The organism is Micromonospora coxensis (assembly GCF_900090295.1).
In the GTDB taxonomy this organism is placed as follows: domain Bacteria; phylum Actinomycetota; class Actinomycetes; order Mycobacteriales; family Micromonosporaceae; genus Micromonospora; species Micromonospora coxensis.
In genome coordinates, this window is the sequence record NZ_LT607753.1 from 3,620,744 (window position 1) to 3,636,502 (window position 15,759).

The 15,759-nt window shown below is 73.0% G+C and carries 19 protein-coding genes; 10 read left to right on the top strand and 9 right to left on the bottom strand.

Translation table 11 applies throughout. From position 1 onward, the window contains the following. Positions 1 to 225 precede the first annotated feature (225 nt). The 3 genes from GA0070614_RS16400 to GA0070614_RS16410 all read right to left on the bottom strand — a co-directional run bounded on the left by GA0070614_RS16400 (position 226) and on the right by GA0070614_RS16410 (position 4,112). Positions 226 to 954 (bottom strand): DUF899 family protein, encoded by a 729-nt coding sequence (locus GA0070614_RS16400; protein WP_088976781.1) that lies wholly within the window; start codon positions 952 to 954, stop codon positions 226 to 228. Between the two features lie 135 nt (positions 955 to 1,089). Continuing rightward, positions 1,090 to 1,662, bottom strand: a complete 573-nt coding sequence (locus tag GA0070614_RS16405) for a GNAT family N-acetyltransferase (RefSeq protein WP_088976782.1) — start codon at positions 1,660 to 1,662, stop codon at positions 1,090 to 1,092. Between the two features lie 92 nt (positions 1,663 to 1,754). Further along, positions 1,755 to 4,112 (bottom strand): FlgD immunoglobulin-like domain containing protein, encoded by a 2,358-nt coding sequence (locus GA0070614_RS16410; RefSeq protein WP_088976783.1) that lies wholly within the window; start codon positions 4,110 to 4,112, stop codon positions 1,755 to 1,757. A gap of 229 nt (positions 4,113 to 4,341) precedes the next feature. Here GA0070614_RS16410 and GA0070614_RS16415 point away from each other — a divergent pair, with 229 nt between their 5' ends. Beyond that, complete coding sequence (locus GA0070614_RS16415) at positions 4,342 to 4,722, top strand: VOC family protein (protein WP_231933702.1); 381 nt, start codon at positions 4,342 to 4,344, stop codon at positions 4,720 to 4,722. A gap of 10 nt (positions 4,723 to 4,732) precedes the next feature. Here the strand turns inward: GA0070614_RS16415 and GA0070614_RS16420 are convergent, their stop codons facing one another. Both GA0070614_RS16420 and GA0070614_RS16425 read right to left on the bottom strand, forming a co-directional pair. Further along, positions 4,733 to 5,125 carry a VOC family protein gene (locus GA0070614_RS16420; protein ID WP_088976785.1) on the bottom strand — a complete coding sequence of 131 codons (393 nt, stop codon included), beginning with the start codon at positions 5,123 to 5,125 and terminating at the stop codon, positions 4,733 to 4,735. Next, entirely contained in the window at positions 5,122 to 5,487 is a 366-nt protein-coding gene (locus GA0070614_RS16425; RefSeq protein ID WP_088976786.1) for a DUF1801 domain-containing protein, read from the bottom strand. Before GA0070614_RS16425 ends, GA0070614_RS16420 begins: the two co-directional genes overlap by 4 nt. 117 nt (positions 5,488 to 5,604) lie before the next feature. Here GA0070614_RS16425 and GA0070614_RS16430 point away from each other — a divergent pair, with 117 nt between their 5' ends. The 3 genes from GA0070614_RS16430 (at position 5,605) to GA0070614_RS16440 (ending at position 7,699) form a co-directional block, all read left to right on the top strand. Beyond that, entirely contained in the window at positions 5,605 to 6,489 is an 885-nt protein-coding gene (locus GA0070614_RS16430) for a LysR family transcriptional regulator (RefSeq protein WP_088976787.1), read from the top strand. A gap of 12 nt (positions 6,490 to 6,501) precedes the next feature. Further along, positions 6,502 to 6,756, top strand: coding sequence for an NUDIX hydrolase (locus GA0070614_RS16435; protein ID WP_088976788.1), 255 nt, complete (start codon positions 6,502 to 6,504; stop codon positions 6,754 to 6,756). A 61-nt stretch (positions 6,757 to 6,817) separates the two neighbouring features. Next, on the top strand, positions 6,818 to 7,699 hold the full coding sequence (locus tag GA0070614_RS16440) for an LLM class flavin-dependent oxidoreductase (protein ID WP_088976789.1): 882 nt from the start codon (positions 6,818 to 6,820) through the stop codon (positions 7,697 to 7,699). Between the two features lie 19 nt (positions 7,700 to 7,718). Here the strand turns inward: GA0070614_RS16440 and GA0070614_RS16445 are convergent, their stop codons facing one another. After that, a complete protein-coding gene (locus GA0070614_RS16445) occupies positions 7,719 to 8,150 on the bottom strand; it encodes an ASCH domain-containing protein (RefSeq protein ID WP_088976790.1) in 432 nt (143 codons plus the stop codon). Between the two features lie 86 nt (positions 8,151 to 8,236). Here GA0070614_RS16445 and GA0070614_RS16450 point away from each other — a divergent pair, with 86 nt between their 5' ends. Next, positions 8,237 to 8,773 carry an alpha/beta fold hydrolase gene (locus GA0070614_RS16450; RefSeq protein WP_088976791.1) on the top strand — a complete coding sequence of 179 codons (537 nt, stop codon included), beginning with the start codon at positions 8,237 to 8,239 and terminating at the stop codon, positions 8,771 to 8,773. On the opposite strand, the gene GA0070614_RS16455 is transcribed toward GA0070614_RS16450, so the two are convergent. Continuing rightward, positions 8,761 to 9,309, bottom strand: a complete 549-nt coding sequence (locus GA0070614_RS16455; protein WP_088976792.1) for a phosphoribosyltransferase — start codon at positions 9,307 to 9,309, stop codon at positions 8,761 to 8,763. The genes GA0070614_RS16450 and GA0070614_RS16455 overlap by 13 nt on opposite strands. A gap of 186 nt (positions 9,310 to 9,495) precedes the next feature. On the opposite strand from GA0070614_RS16455, the gene GA0070614_RS16460 reads away from it, so the two are divergent. From GA0070614_RS16460 to GA0070614_RS16475, 4 genes are all read left to right on the top strand, one after another. Then, positions 9,496 to 10,128 carry a septal ring lytic transglycosylase RlpA family protein gene (locus GA0070614_RS16460; protein ID WP_172892448.1) on the top strand — a complete coding sequence of 211 codons (633 nt, stop codon included), beginning with the start codon at positions 9,496 to 9,498 and terminating at the stop codon, positions 10,126 to 10,128. A gap of 88 nt (positions 10,129 to 10,216) precedes the next feature. Further along, positions 10,217 to 11,344: a PP2C family protein-serine/threonine phosphatase gene (locus GA0070614_RS16465; protein WP_088976794.1), complete on the top strand. Its 1,128-nt coding sequence runs from the start codon at positions 10,217 to 10,219 to the stop codon at positions 11,342 to 11,344. A 146-nt stretch (positions 11,345 to 11,490) separates the two neighbouring features. Then, a complete protein-coding gene (locus GA0070614_RS16470; RefSeq protein WP_088976795.1) occupies positions 11,491 to 13,347 on the top strand; it encodes an acyl-CoA dehydrogenase in 1,857 nt (618 codons plus the stop codon). Positions 13,348 to 13,636: 289 nt separating this feature from the next. Further along, entirely contained in the window at positions 13,637 to 13,906 is a 270-nt protein-coding gene (locus tag GA0070614_RS16475; protein WP_088969138.1) for a DUF6458 family protein, read from the top strand. 81 nt (positions 13,907 to 13,987) lie between these two features. Here the strand turns inward: GA0070614_RS16475 and GA0070614_RS16480 are convergent, their stop codons facing one another. Next, positions 13,988 to 14,524, bottom strand: a complete 537-nt coding sequence (locus GA0070614_RS16480) for a SixA phosphatase family protein (protein WP_088976796.1) — start codon at positions 14,522 to 14,524, stop codon at positions 13,988 to 13,990. Positions 14,525 to 14,639: 115 nt separating this feature from the next. Here GA0070614_RS16480 and GA0070614_RS16485 point away from each other — a divergent pair, with 115 nt between their 5' ends. Continuing rightward, positions 14,640 to 14,930, top strand: a complete 291-nt coding sequence (locus GA0070614_RS16485; protein WP_088976797.1) for a DUF6458 family protein — start codon at positions 14,640 to 14,642, stop codon at positions 14,928 to 14,930. A gap of 72 nt (positions 14,931 to 15,002) precedes the next feature. On the opposite strand, the gene trhA is transcribed toward GA0070614_RS16485, so the two are convergent. Next, entirely contained in the window at positions 15,003 to 15,680 is a 678-nt protein-coding gene (gene trhA / locus GA0070614_RS16490; protein WP_088976798.1) for a PAQR family membrane homeostasis protein TrhA, read from the bottom strand. Positions 15,681 to 15,759: the final 79 nt, after the last annotated feature.

Genomic DNA, 15,759 nt, shown 5'->3' on the forward strand with positions numbered 1-15,759 from the left:
GACCCATGGGTGGGACGTCGACGCCGGGCGGACGGCGACAAGATCGTCGCCTCTCCTGGTGAGGCGACCATCAGACCGGAGCCGTTACACAGTGGATCGCGGTACCGGCGAGCAGCCGCGCGCGGCGTCCTGCGCACCGGCCCCGGCCGGGACGGGCGTCCCGGCCGGGGCCTCGGTCGACGTCATCGCCGGGCCACTCCCGCCCGCCGACGGTGCGAACGATCGTCAGCACTGCCCGCAGCACGACTGCGCGGACGCGACGCCCGGGCGGTTCCACTGCGCCGTCGGGCGGCCGTCGACCCGCCACGGGTGCCCGCTCACCTTCGGCCAGCCCTCGGGCGCGTCCTCCCAGGGCTCCTGCCGGCCGTACACGGTGAGGTCGAGGGCGTGGTAGCTGGTCATCAACGCCTCCGTACCCCGCCCGGTGGTCCAGTACGTCTCGTAGACCTGGTCGCCGTCGCGCAGGTAGCAGGCGATCAGCCCGAAGCCGCGCCCGTCCACCAGCGCCGGGTCGGAGTCCCTCGCCGAGTACCAGGGGAACGGATAGCCCATGAACTCGGCGAACGGGGCGCTCTCCTCGTAGGAGCCCTGGCAGAACACGGCGTAGGTGACGTCCCGGGCGTGCAGGTAGTCGAGCATCTGCATGTGGCAGGTCGCGAAGGTGCACCCCTCGCACTGGTCCTCGTACGGCTTGCCGTCGTGCCACATGTGGAAGTAGGCCATCAGCATCCGGCGGCCCTCGAACACGTCCACCAGCGGGGTCTCCCCACCCGGCCCGCGCACCGTCACCGGTGGCATCAGCGTCATCGGCAGTTGCCGGCGCGCGGCGGCGATCGCGTCCCCCTCGCGGGTGTGCGCCTTCTCCCGGGCCAGCAGTTCGTCGCGCTCACGCAGCCAGGTCTTCCGGTCGACGACCGGGGGCATGGCGGCGCTGCGGGCTGGGGTGACCGTCAAGGCTCTCTCCTTCGTGGAGTCGGAGTGCGTCACAGGTATGGACGAGCGGACCGGCCTATCGTCATCGGTCGGTCCCCTCGGCGCCCGTCACGTGCCGCCCGTCGACCCGGCCGCGACTCGGGAGCGACCGCCCGGTCACCCCGCCGGGCGGGACATGATCCAGGTGGGCACCGGTCGGGGCAGGGCGCGGACCACCTCCCACCCGGCCCGGCGGTACATCTCGACGTTGCCGGGGTTGCTGGTCTCCAGCACCGCCGGCAGGCCGTCCTCGGCGGCCCGGCACAGGCCGGCCCGCATGACGGCGTGCCCCCAGCGTCGACCCGTGCTGTCCGGGTGGGTGCCCAGCACGCCGAGATACCAGTACGGGCCGGTCGGCAGCGCGTCGTGCACCGCCTCGTCGTACGCGTGGACGCGGGCCAGCGCGTCGGCGGGGAGACGGGCGGCGAGCGGGTCGTCCGCCACCCCGCCCCCGGCCGCCGGTGGCTCCCAGATCGCGACCGACGCGCCACGGCCGATCGTCCAGATCGACCCCTTGTGCACCCGCTTGTCGAAGAGGTGTCCGAAGAAGACGGCGGCGTACCGCGGGTAGGTCGCGTCGTCCGGGAACAGGTACCGCAGGACGGGATCCGCCGGGAAGGCGGCGACCAGCGAGCCGACGGTCCGGTCCCGGTCCGCCGGGGTGGCGATGGTGATCTCAGGCGCTGTCACGTCGTCCGACGCTACCCACCGGCGACGGGGCACCGGCCAGGAATTTTCCCGGCCGGTGCCCCGTCCGGGTCAACCGGGTGCGGTCGCGCCGGTCACCCGGTGCTCGACCGAATCGTCGAGCACGCCACGGACTGCGTTCCCGCCCGGCTACGGAGCGGACACGCGCTGCCGGTGGCCCGGAGGCTGCCCGACCCGGTGAGCACCGCGCCCGCACCGTCGGCCGGCGTGACGCTCAGCGCCCACCCGTAGATGCCGTCGGCCACCAGGGCGCCGGAGCCGTCCCGACCGTTCCACGTCGGGGCCACCACGCCGCGCGCCACACCCCCGGAGAGGGTACGGACCGTGGCGCCGGTCGCCTGGTTCCGGATCACCAGCGTCCAGGAGGCGGCCGGCTTGTTCAGCCACCACTTCGGGGTCCACTGCCCGGCCCCGCCCTTGACGTACGCGGTGGCGACCGTGGCGTCGAGCTGCACGAGGGGCGAGACCGGCACACCGCTCGGGACGAGGTGGATGCCGTTGTCGGGGGCGAGATGGGCGATGACACCCGTGTACGGGTCGAGGTCCCACAGGGCCGCCACCCGGGAATCTCCGACGGTGCGGGTCACCGGCGTGCCGCTGCGGACGTCGGTCACCGTCAGCTGTCCGTCCCGCGTGAACACGACGAAACCGTCACCGAGCTTCGCCTCGGCCGGGACGGTGGCGTCGAAGGTGACGGACTTCCGGGTGACCACGTCGAAGACGCCCTGGGTTCCGGCCAGGCCGCAGACCCACCGCAGCCAGCGCCCGACGGCCTGGACGTTCTCCAGCAGGCACCCGCGACCGAACCACACCTGGGTGCCCCGCTCGCCCGTCAGCACGTCCACGGGGGTCACGGCGTCGTTGCCGTCCGCCAGCCACGCGGTGGTGCCCCACATCGCCTGCACGTGGTCCGTCGTCGTGAACACGGGCTTGCCGGTGTCGAGGTCGACGATCCGGGTCTGCGAGACGGTGCCGTCGGACGACCTCAGCGAGGCGAAGCGTCCGCTCACGGCCTGCACCGTGCTGTCCGCCTGAGCGGCGTCGATCCGGGTGCCCGGCAGAGCCTGCGTCGGTGCCAGCACGTGCGGTGGCAGGTCGATGCCCGCCACGCCGATTCCGTCCCCCACGACCGTCCGACCGTCACCGGTGTCCTCGAACCGCAGGCAGTACTCGTTGCTGCAGGGGTCGGGGAGGGCGCCACGGGCCAGGCGCGGGCCGACGGTGAGGGAGCCGGCCACGCCGATGTCCCGGGTCCACAGCCGGTGGCGCTCGTCCAGGGGGTCGTACTCCAGGGTGTGCAGCCGCCCCTGGGTGTAGCTCAGCGCTCGTACCGTCTGGATCTTCTGCGGGTACGCGTCGACGATCCTGCGCACCGTCGGCGCACCACCATCGCCGCCCTCGACGATCCACACCCCCCACTGCTCCCAGCCGGGACCGGGGCCACCCTGCACCAGGAGGCCGCCGTGCGGGGTCGGGACGCCGAACGTCGCCGACCTGGCCAGGAGGGTCCCGGCCGGAGAGCCGTCGAGGGTGACGGCCTCGACCCGCCAGACCGGTTTGCCGTAGTTGAGCTTGCCCAGTGAGGCGTCGTACCGGGACACGACGAGCCGGTCACCGGTCATGCCCAGCACCTGCGCGTCGCCGGTCAGCGGCACCTTGCGGGGGGTGGCGGACAGGTCGTCGCGGGAGTGGACGAAGACCGTGCCGTCCTGCCACCACAGCAGGTGGGTGGGGGTGACCACGATGTGGCCCGGGCTTGTCTCCACGCGGTACGGCAGCGGACTGAACCGGCCCTGGTCGACGTCGAGCCAGCCGGTGTGGCCCGTGGCGCCGATCCGGTACTGCACGACCTGCCCGTGCGCGTCGCCCAGCGCGGCGTTGGCTGTGAAGGTTCCGGCGATGCCGTCGGGCACTCCCTCCACCGCGCGCTGCACGACCGAACCATCGTCCCGGACCTCGAGCAGACGCCACGTGTAACTCGCGTCGGACGAGCCGTCCATCCTCGTCACGATCGTCGATCCGAGCGTGCTGACGTAGCTGTGGCCGCCGGGAAGTGTCACCTTCTGCGACCGGCCGGTCGACATGTTCCGCAGGGTGACGTTGCCCGGGTGGTCGTAGACGGCGACCACGTCCGAGCCCGCGCCGAACTGCGGAATGAAGGGTACGAGGGGCTCGGGCGCTCCGGTCGACGTGTCGTCGCCGTCGTAGCTGGTCCACAGGAGACCGTGCCCCGGCTCCGAGCGGAGGAGGCCGGACGGGCCGGCGCTCAGCAGGGCCGTCTGCGGGCGCAGGGCGATGGCCGCCGGGACGACGGCCTCACCCGTGAGCGTCCGGTGCTGCGTGATGTCGGTCGTCGCCGGTCCCTGACCGATGACGAGCGTGGTGGAGACGGTGGCGGCGATGGCGGCGCTGACGAATGCACCAGAGGCCACGCGCGTCCTCCTCGGGATCAGAAGGCGGAGAGTACGGAGGGTCGTCGCCACACGACGCGGTCGCGTGTCCCGGTCGGCGGAGCGGCCACCTGCGGGCACTCGCGCGTCCGGACGAGTGGCCGGAGCTTAGCAGTCCACGCCGCCCAAGATCAGCTCGTCCGGTCCCGCGTCCTCGCTGTTCGGCGGGAGTGCCGACGGGCGCCGCCCTTGGTAGCGTCCGCCCGTGTCGATGTTCCGTGCCCCGCAGGTGATGCTCTTCAGCGCGGACGTGTCCCGGGCCGCCGCCTTCTACACCCGGCTCGGCTTCACCGAGACGTTCCGGGTGCCGGCCGAGGGCGAGCCGATCCACGTCGATCTCGCCCTGGACGGTTACCGGATCGGCATCGCCTCGGTCACCTCCAGCCGGGACGACCACGGCCTGGACCCGGTGCCCGAGGGGCAGCGGGCCGCCGTGGTCCTCTGGACCGACGACACCGCCGCCGCCTGGGATCGGCTCACCGCCGACGGGGCGCCCGCCCTGTCCGCGCCGCGGGTGTGGCTGGATCGTCTCCTGATCGCCTGGACCGCCGACCCGGACGGCAATCCGGTCCAGATCGTCCAGCGCCGCTGAGCCGGGCCGGCTAGGGGGCGTCCTGCGGGTACCAGCGCAGCTCCACCACGTTGCCGTCCGGGTCGCGGACGTAGACCGAGGTGGCCGAGCCCCGCGCGCCGAACCGGCCCACCGGTCCCTCCACCACGTCGAGGTCGCCGGTGGCGATCACCTCCGCCCAGTCGAGTGGGGCCACCACCAGACAGAAGTGGTCGACGTTCGACTCGCCCCGCTCGCCGCGTACCAGGTCGACGATGGTGTGCGGGTCGATCCGCACCGAGGGGAAGGGCACCCGGCCGGCCCGCCACTCGTCGACGCGTACCGGGGTGAGGCCGAGCGGGCCGCAGTAGAAGGCCAGCGACCGCTCGACGTCGGCGACGGTGAGCACGAGGTGGTCGAAGCCGGTGACGCGCAGGGTGCTCACGCCGCCTCCCGTCCGGCGCCCGCGTACGCCTGGCGCAGCCAGTCGCCGAAGAGCACCGGGTCGACCTCGTCGGGGGTACGCAGCTTCACCGAGGCCATCGACCGTGCCCCGGGCGTCAGCCGCCCGGACGGGTCGTCCACCTCCTGCCCCTGCCACAGCCCGAAGGTCAGGTACGACGGGTACGCCTTCACCAGGCAGACCGGGTCCCGGCCGGGGCGGTCGCCCCGTCCCCAGACCGGGTGGCCGTGCCACATCGCGCCGGTCGCCCCGGGCAGCGCGTCCTCGATGACGGGGCGCAGCCGCGCGCCGATCTCCCGCAGTGGTTCGTCCAGCCCGTCGAGATAGTCGGTGACGGTGGTCATCGGTGTCCCTCCAACCGAAGTGATCAGTACGCCCTCCAGCCTGGTCGCGGCGGGGATCCGGACCAAGCCACGATCGGACTACGATCGTTGAGCCGGATTCAACGACGGGAGCCCTGGGTGCTGGAGCGGCACGAGGTCGAGACCTTCCTGACCCTCGCCGAGGAGTTGCACTTCGGGCGGACCGCCGAGCGGCTCGGGGTCACCACCGGGCGGATCAGCCACGTGGTCAAGAAGCTGGAACGGCGGATCGGCGCGCCGCTGTTCGAGCGGACCAGCCGGGTCGTCCGCCTCACCCCGATCGGCCGCCGGCTCGCCGACGACCTGCGGCCGCTGGTCGCCGGCATGGAGGACGCGGTACGGCGGGCCGTCGAGGCGGGGCGCGGCGTCACCGGCGAGCTGCGGGTGGCGTTCCTCGGCGAGTGGACGGCGCCGGTGCTGCTGCGCGCGGTCGCCCTGTTCCGCGAGCGGCACCCCGACTGCGAGGTGCACGTGCACGAGGCGCAGCTCGCCACCACCCGGTCCAGCCTGGAGGACGGCTCGATCGACGTGCTCCTCGCGTCGTACCCGTTCGACGGGATGGCGAACGGCCCGGCGCTGCTGTCGGAGGCCCGGATGCTGGCGGTGCCGGCGGGGCATCCGCTGGCCGGGCGGGAGTCGGTCTCCCTGGAGGTGCTGGCCGACCACCCGGTGGTGCAGTACCCGGCGGTGACCTCGGCGGCGTTCAAGCGCGACCGCACACCCGAGCGGACGCCGTCCGGCCGGCCGGTGCCGAAGGGCCCGTCGGGCGCCACCTTCTCGGAGATGCTCTCCCTGGTGGCGATGGGGCGGGGCGTGCTGCCGGTGGGTGAGCACACCCGCCGCTACTACCCGCGCCCCGACGTGGCGTACGTGCCGATCCACGACGCGCCGCCGATCCGACGCGGCCCGGTCTGGCGGGAGACCAACACCACCGAGCGGGTACGCGAGTTCGTCCGTGCCGCCGCCGATGTCGCCCGCTCCTGACCGGCTGCGCGAATGCGGGCGGCGGCGGAGCCGGACGGGCCGCCGTTCTTCCTCACCGCCACGCCGACCGTCGGCCCGCCCGAGCAGCGCCACGTCGACGTGCGTCTCTGGTACCTGATCGAGGGCCGGCGCGGTCAGCCGCTCACCCCCGACCCGGGGGAGTTCCGGGCGGCCCGGTGGTGGACGCCGACCGAGGTGGCCGCGGCGGACCCGGGCACCCTCGACCCGCACCTGCCCCGGGCGCTGGCCAAGCTCGCTGCCGGATGACCCGCTGCTGGCTGACCCGCTGCCGGCTGACCGGCCGGCCGAGGGCCGTACGCTGGCGATCATGCGGATTGGCATCGTGATCCTGCCCGACCAGCGCTGGTCGCAGTCGCAGCGGCGGTGGCGGCAGGTGGAGGAGTGGGGCTTCGACCACGCCTGGACGTACGACCACCTGGGCTGGCGCGATCTGGTCGACGGCCCATGGTTCGACTCCATGGCCACGCTGACCGCCGCCGCGACGGTGACCTCGCGGATCCGGCTCGGCACGCTTGTCGCCTCGCCGAACTTCCGGCACCCGGCGGCCTTCGCCCGGCAGGTCACCGCCCTGGACGACATCTCCGCCGGCCGGGTCCTGCTCGGGCTCGGGGCCGGCGGCATCGGCTTCGACTCCGCCGTGCTCGGCGGCGAGACCCTGCCGCCCCGGCAGCGGGTGGACCGGTTCGCCGAGTTCACCGAGCTGCTCGACCTGATCCTGCGCCAGGACGGCGCCACCTGGCGGGGTGAGTGGTTCAGCGCGGTGGACGCCCGCAACAACCCCGGCTGCGTCCAGCAGCCCCGGGTGCCGTTCGTGATGGCGGCGAACGGCCCGCGCTCGATGCGCCTGGTCGCCCGCTTCGGTCAGGGCTGGGTCACCACCGGCACCGGCGAGGAGGACCTGGCGGGCTGGTGGGACGGGGTCGCGGCGGTGTGCGCCCGGCTCGACGACACCCTGGCGGCGGCCGGCCGGGACCCGGCCACCCTGGACCGGTACCTGTCGCTGGACTCGGCGCCGGTCTTCTCCCTGAGCAGCGCCGACTTCTTCGCCGAGCAGGTCGCCCGGGCGGCGGCCCTCGGCTTCACCGACGTCGTCACGCACTGGCCCCGTGCCAGCAGCTGGTACGCCGGCGACGAGGCGGTGCTGGTCGACGTGGCGACGCGGCTGCTGCCGGAGCTGCGCTCCGCCTGAGCGGGGCGCGGAGCGCACCTCAGGTGCCGAGGTCTCCGGTGGTGATGCCGCCGTCGCCGGCGGAGACCAGCCGGAAGCGGAGGCAGACGATCTCGCTGTCGTCGGTGACCGGGGTGCCGACCCGCGCCCAGTAGGCGGCGTGCCCCTCCCGCCACTCGGCGATCGAGCGGTCGCCCTCCCCCTCGGCGCGGGCGAACTCCCAGCTGACGTCGGCGAGGCGCACGGTCTCGACAGCGGTGACCTCGACGACCCCGACCAGCCGGTCGTCGTCGTCGACCAGGGCCAGCCGCTCGCCGACGTGCTCCAGCTCCTCGCCCTCCTCGGCGTACTCGGTGACCAGGCCGGCGGTGGCGGTCTTCACCCCGGCCAGCACCAGCGTGTTGAGCCTGGCGCGCAGCTCACCCGGGGTGCCGAGGTCGAGCGTGCGGAGTCCACCGATCCGAGGCCACATCCTGCCGAGGTTACCCACCGGGCGATGTCCGGTCGGCGGAATCCCGCCCACCCGCCTACCGTGGGCGGCGGCGGAAGGAGACGGCCATGGCGGACCGGCGTGCGGTCCTCATCCCCGGCCGGGGCTACGACACCCGGTACCCGCTCTTCGCGTACCTCGGGGAGGCGCTGCGGCGGACGGGCTTCGACGTCCACGAGATCAGCTGGCAGGTGCCCGAGCGGTTCGCGCCGGACGCCGACGGCCCCGACGCTGCCGTGGAGTGGGTCGACGACCAGGTGCGGCCGACCCTGGACGCGCCGACCGACCTGCTGGTCGGCAAGTCGCTCGGCTCGCTGGCCACGGCGCTCGCCGCCGACCGGAGACTGCCCGCGGTCTGGCTCACCCCGCTGCTGCACGGGCCCGAGGTGGTCGCGGCGCTGGGTCGGGCGGAAGCACCGTTCCTGCTGGTGGGAGGCACGGCCGACCCCTCCTGGGACGGTGTGGTGGCCCGCCGGCTCACCCCGCACGTGCTGGAGATCCCGGACGCCGACCACCGGCTGATGGTGCCCGGTCCGCTGGCCCGCTCGGCCGAAATGCTCGGTCAGGTCTGCACCGCCGTGGAGGAGTTCGTTCAGCGCAGCTGACCGGCGTCGAGCAGCCCGCGTACGCCCAGCTCGCGGGCCACCTCGGCCGGACAGTCGGCGACCACGGCGGCGACGCCGAGCCAGCTCGCGCCGCGCGCCGCGCAGATCTCGCGGACGGCCTGCGCCTGCGCGCCGGTGGCCACCCAGTCGTCCACCATGAGCACCCGGTCGTCGGGCCCGAGCAGGTGCTCCCGCACCGCCAGGTCGACCCGCCGGCCCCGGAAGTCCGGCGGGCTCTGCGCCCAGGTCAGCGGGCCGGTCGGCAGCCGTCCGTCGCCCGGTTTGTGGGCCGCGACGAAGCCCACTCCGAGGGCGGTGGCGGCGAGCGGCCCGAGCATCAGTCCGGTCACCGCCGGCGCGACCACCACGGTAGGCCGGGCCTCGCGGAACGGCGCGACCAGGGCCGGCCCCAGCGCGGCCAGTACCTGCGGATCCCGCCACCAGCCGGAGGCGTCGCTGACCAGGTGGCTGCTGCCCGGACCCGGGTCGACCCAGCGGAAGAGTGCGGTCAGGCGTCCACGAAGCTCACCGGGCATCCACCCATCCTGGCTGCCGAATGCCAGCGGTGGAACTATGGCCTGTCCGGCGGGGGTGGGCCTCGCATGATCGGATACACGTATCCCTGCAATTCCGGCGATACCACCATGATCACGTTGACTTCGGAAGTGCTTCTCTCGTTACGGTCCGACCCGGTTTGTTCAGTTGACGAAAGGACCGGTCCGGTGGCTGGCAGGCACTCCCGTACCCGCATGTTCTCCTCGCCGGCCGGCATCGCGGCCACCGCCGCCGTGGGTGTCGCGCTCGTCGTCGGGGGCACCGTGGGGGCCGTCCGGCTGACCTCCGGCGAGACCCCGGCCCCCGCCGTCGCGGACGCCGTGCCGAGCGCCGCCAGCCCCAGTGCGACCAGCGCCTCGCCGAGCCCGACCGCGAGCGCCTCCCCGACCGCCGGCCCGAGCGTGACCGCGAGCCCGAAGGCGACCCGGTCCCAGGCCGCCTCCCGGAGCAAGCCCCGCAGCGCCGCGCCGAAGCCGAGCGCGACGACGAAGAAGGCCGCCCCGAAGAGCACCGTGGTCGAGACCGGCACCTGCGGCGCCTCCTTCTACGCCGAGGGGCAGATGACGGCCAACGGCGAGACCTTCGACCCGAGCGCGCTCACCGCCGCGCACAAGACGCTGCCGTTCGACACCAGGGTCCGGGTCACCAACCCGGCCACCGGCGAGTCGGTGACCGTGCGGATCAACGACCGCGGCCCGTTCATCGAGGGACGCTGCATCGACCTGTCCCGGGCGGCCTTCGCGGCGATCGCCCCGCTCGACCTCGGCGAGGTGACCGTGAAGTACGAGGTGCTCGGCTGACGGCGATCGGCTCGTCGTGGCCGTCCGGCCGGTCGGAACACCCTCGGACGAGGGGCCAGGTTCATTCACCGGTTCACGTCCATCAGGCATGCTGTCTGTCGTACGCACGCATGCCTTCCAGTCGGGCCGCGGCCCGCTGAGCCCCGGGTCCCGCGCCGGTGTCGGCGCGGCCCTCGCGCTGCTCGCGATCGTCTCCGCCGTGGAGGTGGCCGACGGTCGGAAGGTGCACTACGCCGCGCTGATGATGGCCGCGCCGGTACTGGCCGCCGTGTTCGCCTCGTGGCGGACGGTGCTCGGGGTGGCCCTGGTCGCGCTGCTGCTCGGCGGCGGCTTCGCGCTGGTCGAGCCGGGCGCGTCGATGACCACCGGGGTCGGTCTCGCCGGGATCGCCCTGTCCGGGGTGGTGGCGGCGGCCGTGGCGGCGGTACGCCAACGCCAGGCCGAGGAGATCGCCGAGCTGTCCAAGCTGGCGTCGGTGGCCCAGCAGGCCGTGCTGCGTCCGCTGGGCCCTCAGGTGGGCACCCTCGCGGTGGCCGCGCGCTACATCTCGTCGACGGCGACCGCCGAGATCGGCGGCGACCTGTACGAGGCGATCGACACCCCCTACGGCGTCCGCATGATCATCGGTGACGTCCGGGGCAAGGGGCTGGACGCGGTCCGCCTGGCGAGCATCGTGCTGGGCTCGTACCGGCACGTCGCGTACGAGCGGGCGGACCTGCGCGCGGTGGTCGCCGACCTGGACCGGGCGGTGGCCCGCAACGTCGGCGACGAGGACTTCGTCACCGCGGCCGTGGTGGAGGAGCGGGGCGGCACGCTGACCATCGTCAACTGCGGCCATCCGTCGCCGCTGCTGCTGCGCCGGGGCGCGGTGATCCCGCTGGAGCCGCCCGCGCCGGCCCCGCCGCTCGGCTTCATGCCCGTGGTGCGGCCCCGGGTGGAGCGGCTGGAGCCCGGCGACCGGCTGCTGCTGTTCACCGACGGGCTCGGCGAGGCGCGCCGGGACGGCGAGTTCTTCCCGACCGCCGACCGGGCCTGGCGGCTGCTCGGCCACGGCACCGTCGGTGACGGTCTGGCCTCGCTGGAGACCGCACTCGTGGAGTGGGTGCACGGCCGGCTGGACGACGACATCGCCCTGGTGCTGATGGAGTACACCGGCCCGCGCAGCGGCGCGAGCGTGCCGGTGCCCAGCTGGGAGGTGGGTGCGGCGGAGACCTGAGCCGCCGCCGACGCCCCGGGCGCGTACCTGAACGGGAAGTGTGTAATCGCTGTCACTTCCGCGATCGGCTTGTCGTTGGCTACCGGCGAGTAATACAGTCGGGGTTACTGATCGGTAACACCTGTCCGGAAGCGGGGCCAGCGAGCATGACCCACTACAAGAGCAACCTTCGGGACCTCGAGTTCAACCTGTTCGAGGTCTTCGGGGCGGACCGGTCGTTCGGCCAGGCCCCGTACACGGACCTGGACGTCGACACCGCCCGTAGCTTCCTCTCCGAGGTCGACCGCCTGGCCCGCGAGGACCTCGCGGCCAGCTACACGGACAGCGACCGCAACCCGCCGGTGTTCGACCCGGCCACGCACACCGCGCCGCTGCCGGAGTCGTTCAAGAAGTCGTACCAGGCGTTCATGGACTCCGAGTTCTGGCGGCTGGACCTGCCCGAGGTGCTCGGCGGCACGAACGCCCCGCGCGCCCTGTGGTGGTCGCTCGCCGAGATGGTCCTCGGCGCCAACGCCCCCGTCTGGATGTACGCCTCCGGCCCCTCCTTCGCGCACGTGCTGCACGTCGAGGGCAACGAGGAGCAGAAGAAGTGGGCCAAGCTCTTCATCGACAAGCAGTGGGGCTCCACCATGGTGCTCACCGAGCCGGACGCCGGCTCGGACGTGGGCGCCGGTCGTACCCGGGCGATCCCCCAGCCGGACGGCTCCTGGCACATCGAGGGCGTCAAGCGCTTCATCACCTCCGGTGAGCACGACCTGAGCGACAACATCGTCCACTACGTGCTGGCCCGCCCGGTCGGCGTCGAGGGCGTCGGCGGCCCGGGCACCAAGGGCCTCTCCCTCTTCGTCGTGCCGAAGTTCCACTTCGACGGCGAGACCGGCGAGCTGGGCGAGCGCAACGGCGTCTACGCCACCAACGTCGAGCACAAGATGGGCCTGAAGGTCTCCAACACCTGCGAGGTGACCTTCGGCGAGCACGGCGTGCCGGCCAAGGGCTGGCTGCTGGGCGACAAGCACGACGGCATCCGCCAGATGTTCATGATCATCGAGTACGCCCGGATGATGGTCGGCACCAAGGCGATCGCCACCCTCTCCACCGGCTACCTGAACGCCCTGGAGTACGCCAAGAACCGCGTCCAGGGCGCCGACCTGATCCAGCAGGCCGACAAGACCGCCCCCCGGGTCACCATCACCCACCACCCGGACGTGCGCCGCTCGCTGATGCTCCAGAAGTCGTACGCCGAGGGCCTGCGCGCGCTGGTCTGCTACACCGCGAGCTGGCAGGACAAGGTCGCCATCGCCGAGGCGGCCGGTGACGAGAAGGCCATCAAGCTGGCCAAGCGGGTCAACGACCTGCTCCTGCCGCTGGTCAAGGGCGTCGGCTCGGAGCGGGCGTACGAGCTGCTGGGCCACGAGTCGCTGCAGACCTTCGGCGGCTCCGGCTTCCTCCAGGACTACCCGCTGGAGCAGTACGTCCGGGACGCCAAGATCGACACCCTGTACGAGGGCACCACCGCGATCCAGAGCCTCGACCTGATCTTCCGGAAGATCGTCCGGGACAACGGCAAGGCCCTGATGGCGGTCGCCGGCGAGATCCAGGAGTTCATCGCCACCGAGGGCGGCAACGGCCAGCTCAAGGAGGAGCGGCAGGCGCTGGGCAAGGCGCTCGCCGAGATCCAGAACATGATCGGTGTGCTGACCGGCTGGCTGGGCGAGGCCCAGGGCGGCGAGGTCCGCAGCCTGTACAAGGTGGGCCTGAGCAGCCGTCGCTTCCTGCTGGCCGTCGGCGACCTGGTGGTCGGCTGGCTGCTGCAGAGGCAGGCCGACGTGGCGCTGAAGGCGCTGGCCGGCGAGGTCTCCGCGGCGGACAAGGCGTTCTACACCGGCAAGGTGGCCGCTGCGAAGTTCTTCGCCCGCGAGGTGCTGCCCCGCATCGGCGCCGACCGGCGCATCATCGAGGGCACCGACCTGGACCTGATGGACCTCCCGGAGGAGGCCTTCTGATCCCGCTCCGACCCTGACGACGGCCGGCGAGCTGACGCTCGCCGGCCGTCGCCGTTCCCGGCCCCGCTCAGCCCCGCTCGAACCCCCGTTTGCGGCGTGTCGCGCCATTCAGACGCCGGTACACCGCAACACGCCGCAAACCGGGGCGGTCACCGGGCCGGCGGGCTGGCCGGGCCGGGTGGCCAGGTTGGGTCGGGTGGGGCGGGGTAGGTGCGTCGTTGGGCGGGTAACCGTCGCGGACCACGTCAGGGCACGCCCAGAGGCCACCGCACGGGGGAGTGCAGCGCACATGGGCATTGGCAGCGCCATCTTTCTCATCGCGCTCGGCGCGATCATGACCTTCGCCATCCGGGCCAACGTCTGGTGGATCGACCTGCGTGCGGTCGGCTGGGTGTTCATCCTGGCCGGGCTGGCCGTCCTGCTCACCACGCTCTGGTTCTGGCAGGACCGGCGCAAGCGGGCCCGCACGCTCATCGTGGAGGAGAACCGGCTCTCCCACCCGACCGCGATGATGCCCCCGCCGCCCGACCCGCCCCCACCCACCGCCCCGCCCTCCTGACCGGCTCCGCCCGGCCACGCGAACCAGGATCAATCGGGCGGGGCGTCCGGGGAGACCGCCGCCGGCTGACCCCGGCGTGGCTCAACCCCGGGCGGTGTGGCGGCGGGTGATGACGGTGGCGCCGGGGGCCAGCTCGGACCAGGTGACGGGCGTGCGGTGGACCGCCAGGTCGGTGGTGCGCAACCCGTCCGGGTCGGCCCGTTCCGGGTCGAGCAGCGCCGAGAGCAGCGAGATACCGGGATTGTGAGCGACCAGCAGCACCGTGCCGGCCGCCGGGTCGACCGCCCGGATCAGGTCGAGCAGGTCGCTCGGGTGCGCCTCGTACGCCGTCGCCTCGTACCGTACGACCGGAGACGTCCCTGCCGGCCCACCCTCCGGCGGGGACCCGGTCATGCCCAGCGCCACGTCGTGCCAGGTCTGCCGGGTCCGCCGGGCCGCCGAGCAGAGCACCACGTCCGGCAGCAGGCCGTGCCGGGCCAGCCAGGCCCCGGCGGCGGCCGCGTCGGCGTGTCCGCGTGCGGTCAGCCGGCGGTCGACGTCCGGGCCGGTGCCCGGCGGTTCGGCCTTGGCGTGCCGGAGGAGCACGAGTGTCCGCTCTCCGGCCCGGGTGTCCGTCATGGCCCCAGCTTGCCTGATTGACGCGGACAGTGCCGGGGTAAGTCGATGGATGCCGCTCGCTCGTCGATGGCCGCGGCGGGTAGGAAACGCCAGGGACAGCCAAGGAGGCGACGTCATGGGCATCGGGGCCGGAATCTTCCTCATCGCGGTGGGCGCGATCTTCGCGTTCGCCATCGACGCCAACCTCGGTTGGCTCAACGTCAACGTGGTCGGCTGGGTGCTGATGCTGGTCGGCGTCGTCTCGCTGCTGCTCACCCTCCACTTCTGGAACACCCGCCGCCGTACCGTCGTGGCCACCCCCGTCCGCACGGACCGGGTGGTCGCCGACCGGGTCGTGCCGGTCCAGGACGACCGGGTGGTGCGCGAGGAGTACCGCGAGGTCCGGCGACCGGGCTACCCGGCCTGACCGCAGCCGACTCCGGGGGTCCCGCAACGGCGCGGGGCCCCCGGCGTGTGTCCGGCGCCGGCCGGCGGGCCGTCAGGCGAAGAGCGCGAAGTAGATCGCGATGTGGTGGCAGATCGCGGCGACCAGGGTGCAGGCGTGGAAGAACTCGTGGTGGCCGAAGACGGTGGGCCACGGGTTCGGCCGGCGCAGCGCGTAGAAGATCGCGCCGACGCTGTAGATCGCCCCGCCGACCGCGAGCAGGACCAGGGCGGTGACCCCGCCCTCGCGCAGGATCTGCGGCAGCATGGCCACCGACACCCAGCCGAGCGCCAGGTAGAGCGGGGCGGAGACCCAGCGCGGCGCGTGCGGCCAGACCAGCTTCAGCGCCACGCCGGCCAGCGCGCCGCCCCAGACCAGGGCGAGCATCAGGGTGGCCATCCCCCGGTCGAGCAGCAGGACGCAGAACGGGGTGTAGGTGCCGGCGATGAACACGAAGATCATCGAGTGGTCCATCCGGCGCATGATCTGGTAGCCCCGCTCCGTCCACACCCGGCGGTGGTAGAGGGCGCTGGTGCCGAAGAGGCCGCAGACGGTCAGGCTGTAGATCAGGCAGCTCACCAGGGGGGCCCAGCCGGGGCGGGTGGCCGCGATCGAGCAGAGCACGACGCCGCAGACGAGCGCGACGAAGAACGCGTACGTGTGTAGCCAGCCGCGCATTCGGGGCTTACCGATGTCGACCGGCTTGAGCCGGATCCGTGCGGAGGTGGTCACGGCCCTAAGGTTACGACACCGTAGGTTACTTGCAGGTAGTGCCGCCGGTCACCATCCGGTCCGGGACCACCGGCCCTGG

Bases quoted from the DNA above. Each gene is read 5' to 3' on its own strand.
- GA0070614_RS16465 (WP_088976794.1), top strand. From the start codon at position 10,217: ATGCTGTCTGTCGTACGCACGCATGCCTTCCAGTCGGGCCGCGGCCCG.
- GA0070614_RS16475 (WP_088969138.1), top strand. From the start codon at position 13,637: ATGGGCATTGGCAGCGCCATCTTTCTCATCGCGCTCGGCGCGATCATG.
- GA0070614_RS16415 (WP_231933702.1), top strand. From the start codon at position 4,342: ATGTTCCGTGCCCCGCAGGTGATGCTCTTCAGCGCGGACGTGTCCCGG.
- GA0070614_RS16425 (WP_088976786.1), bottom strand. From the start codon at position 5,487: ATGACCACCGTCACCGACTATCTCGACGGGCTGGACGAACCACTGCGG.
- GA0070614_RS16450 (WP_088976791.1), top strand. From the start codon at position 8,237: ATGGCGGACCGGCGTGCGGTCCTCATCCCCGGCCGGGGCTACGACACC.
- GA0070614_RS16455 (WP_088976792.1), bottom strand. From the start codon at position 9,309: ATGCCCGGTGAGCTTCGTGGACGCCTGACCGCACTCTTCCGCTGGGTC.
- GA0070614_RS16445 (WP_088976790.1), bottom strand. From the start codon at position 8,150: ATGTGGCCTCGGATCGGTGGACTCCGCACGCTCGACCTCGGCACCCCG.
- GA0070614_RS16480 (WP_088976796.1), bottom strand. From the start codon at position 14,524: ATGACGGACACCCGGGCCGGAGAGCGGACACTCGTGCTCCTCCGGCAC.
- GA0070614_RS16470 (WP_088976795.1), top strand. From the start codon at position 11,491: ATGACCCACTACAAGAGCAACCTTCGGGACCTCGAGTTCAACCTGTTC.
- GA0070614_RS16435 (WP_088976788.1), top strand. From the start codon at position 6,502: ATGCGGGCGGCGGCGGAGCCGGACGGGCCGCCGTTCTTCCTCACCGCC.
- GA0070614_RS16485 (WP_088976797.1), top strand. From the start codon at position 14,640: ATGGGCATCGGGGCCGGAATCTTCCTCATCGCGGTGGGCGCGATCTTC.
- GA0070614_RS16440 (WP_088976789.1), top strand. From the start codon at position 6,818: ATGCGGATTGGCATCGTGATCCTGCCCGACCAGCGCTGGTCGCAGTCG.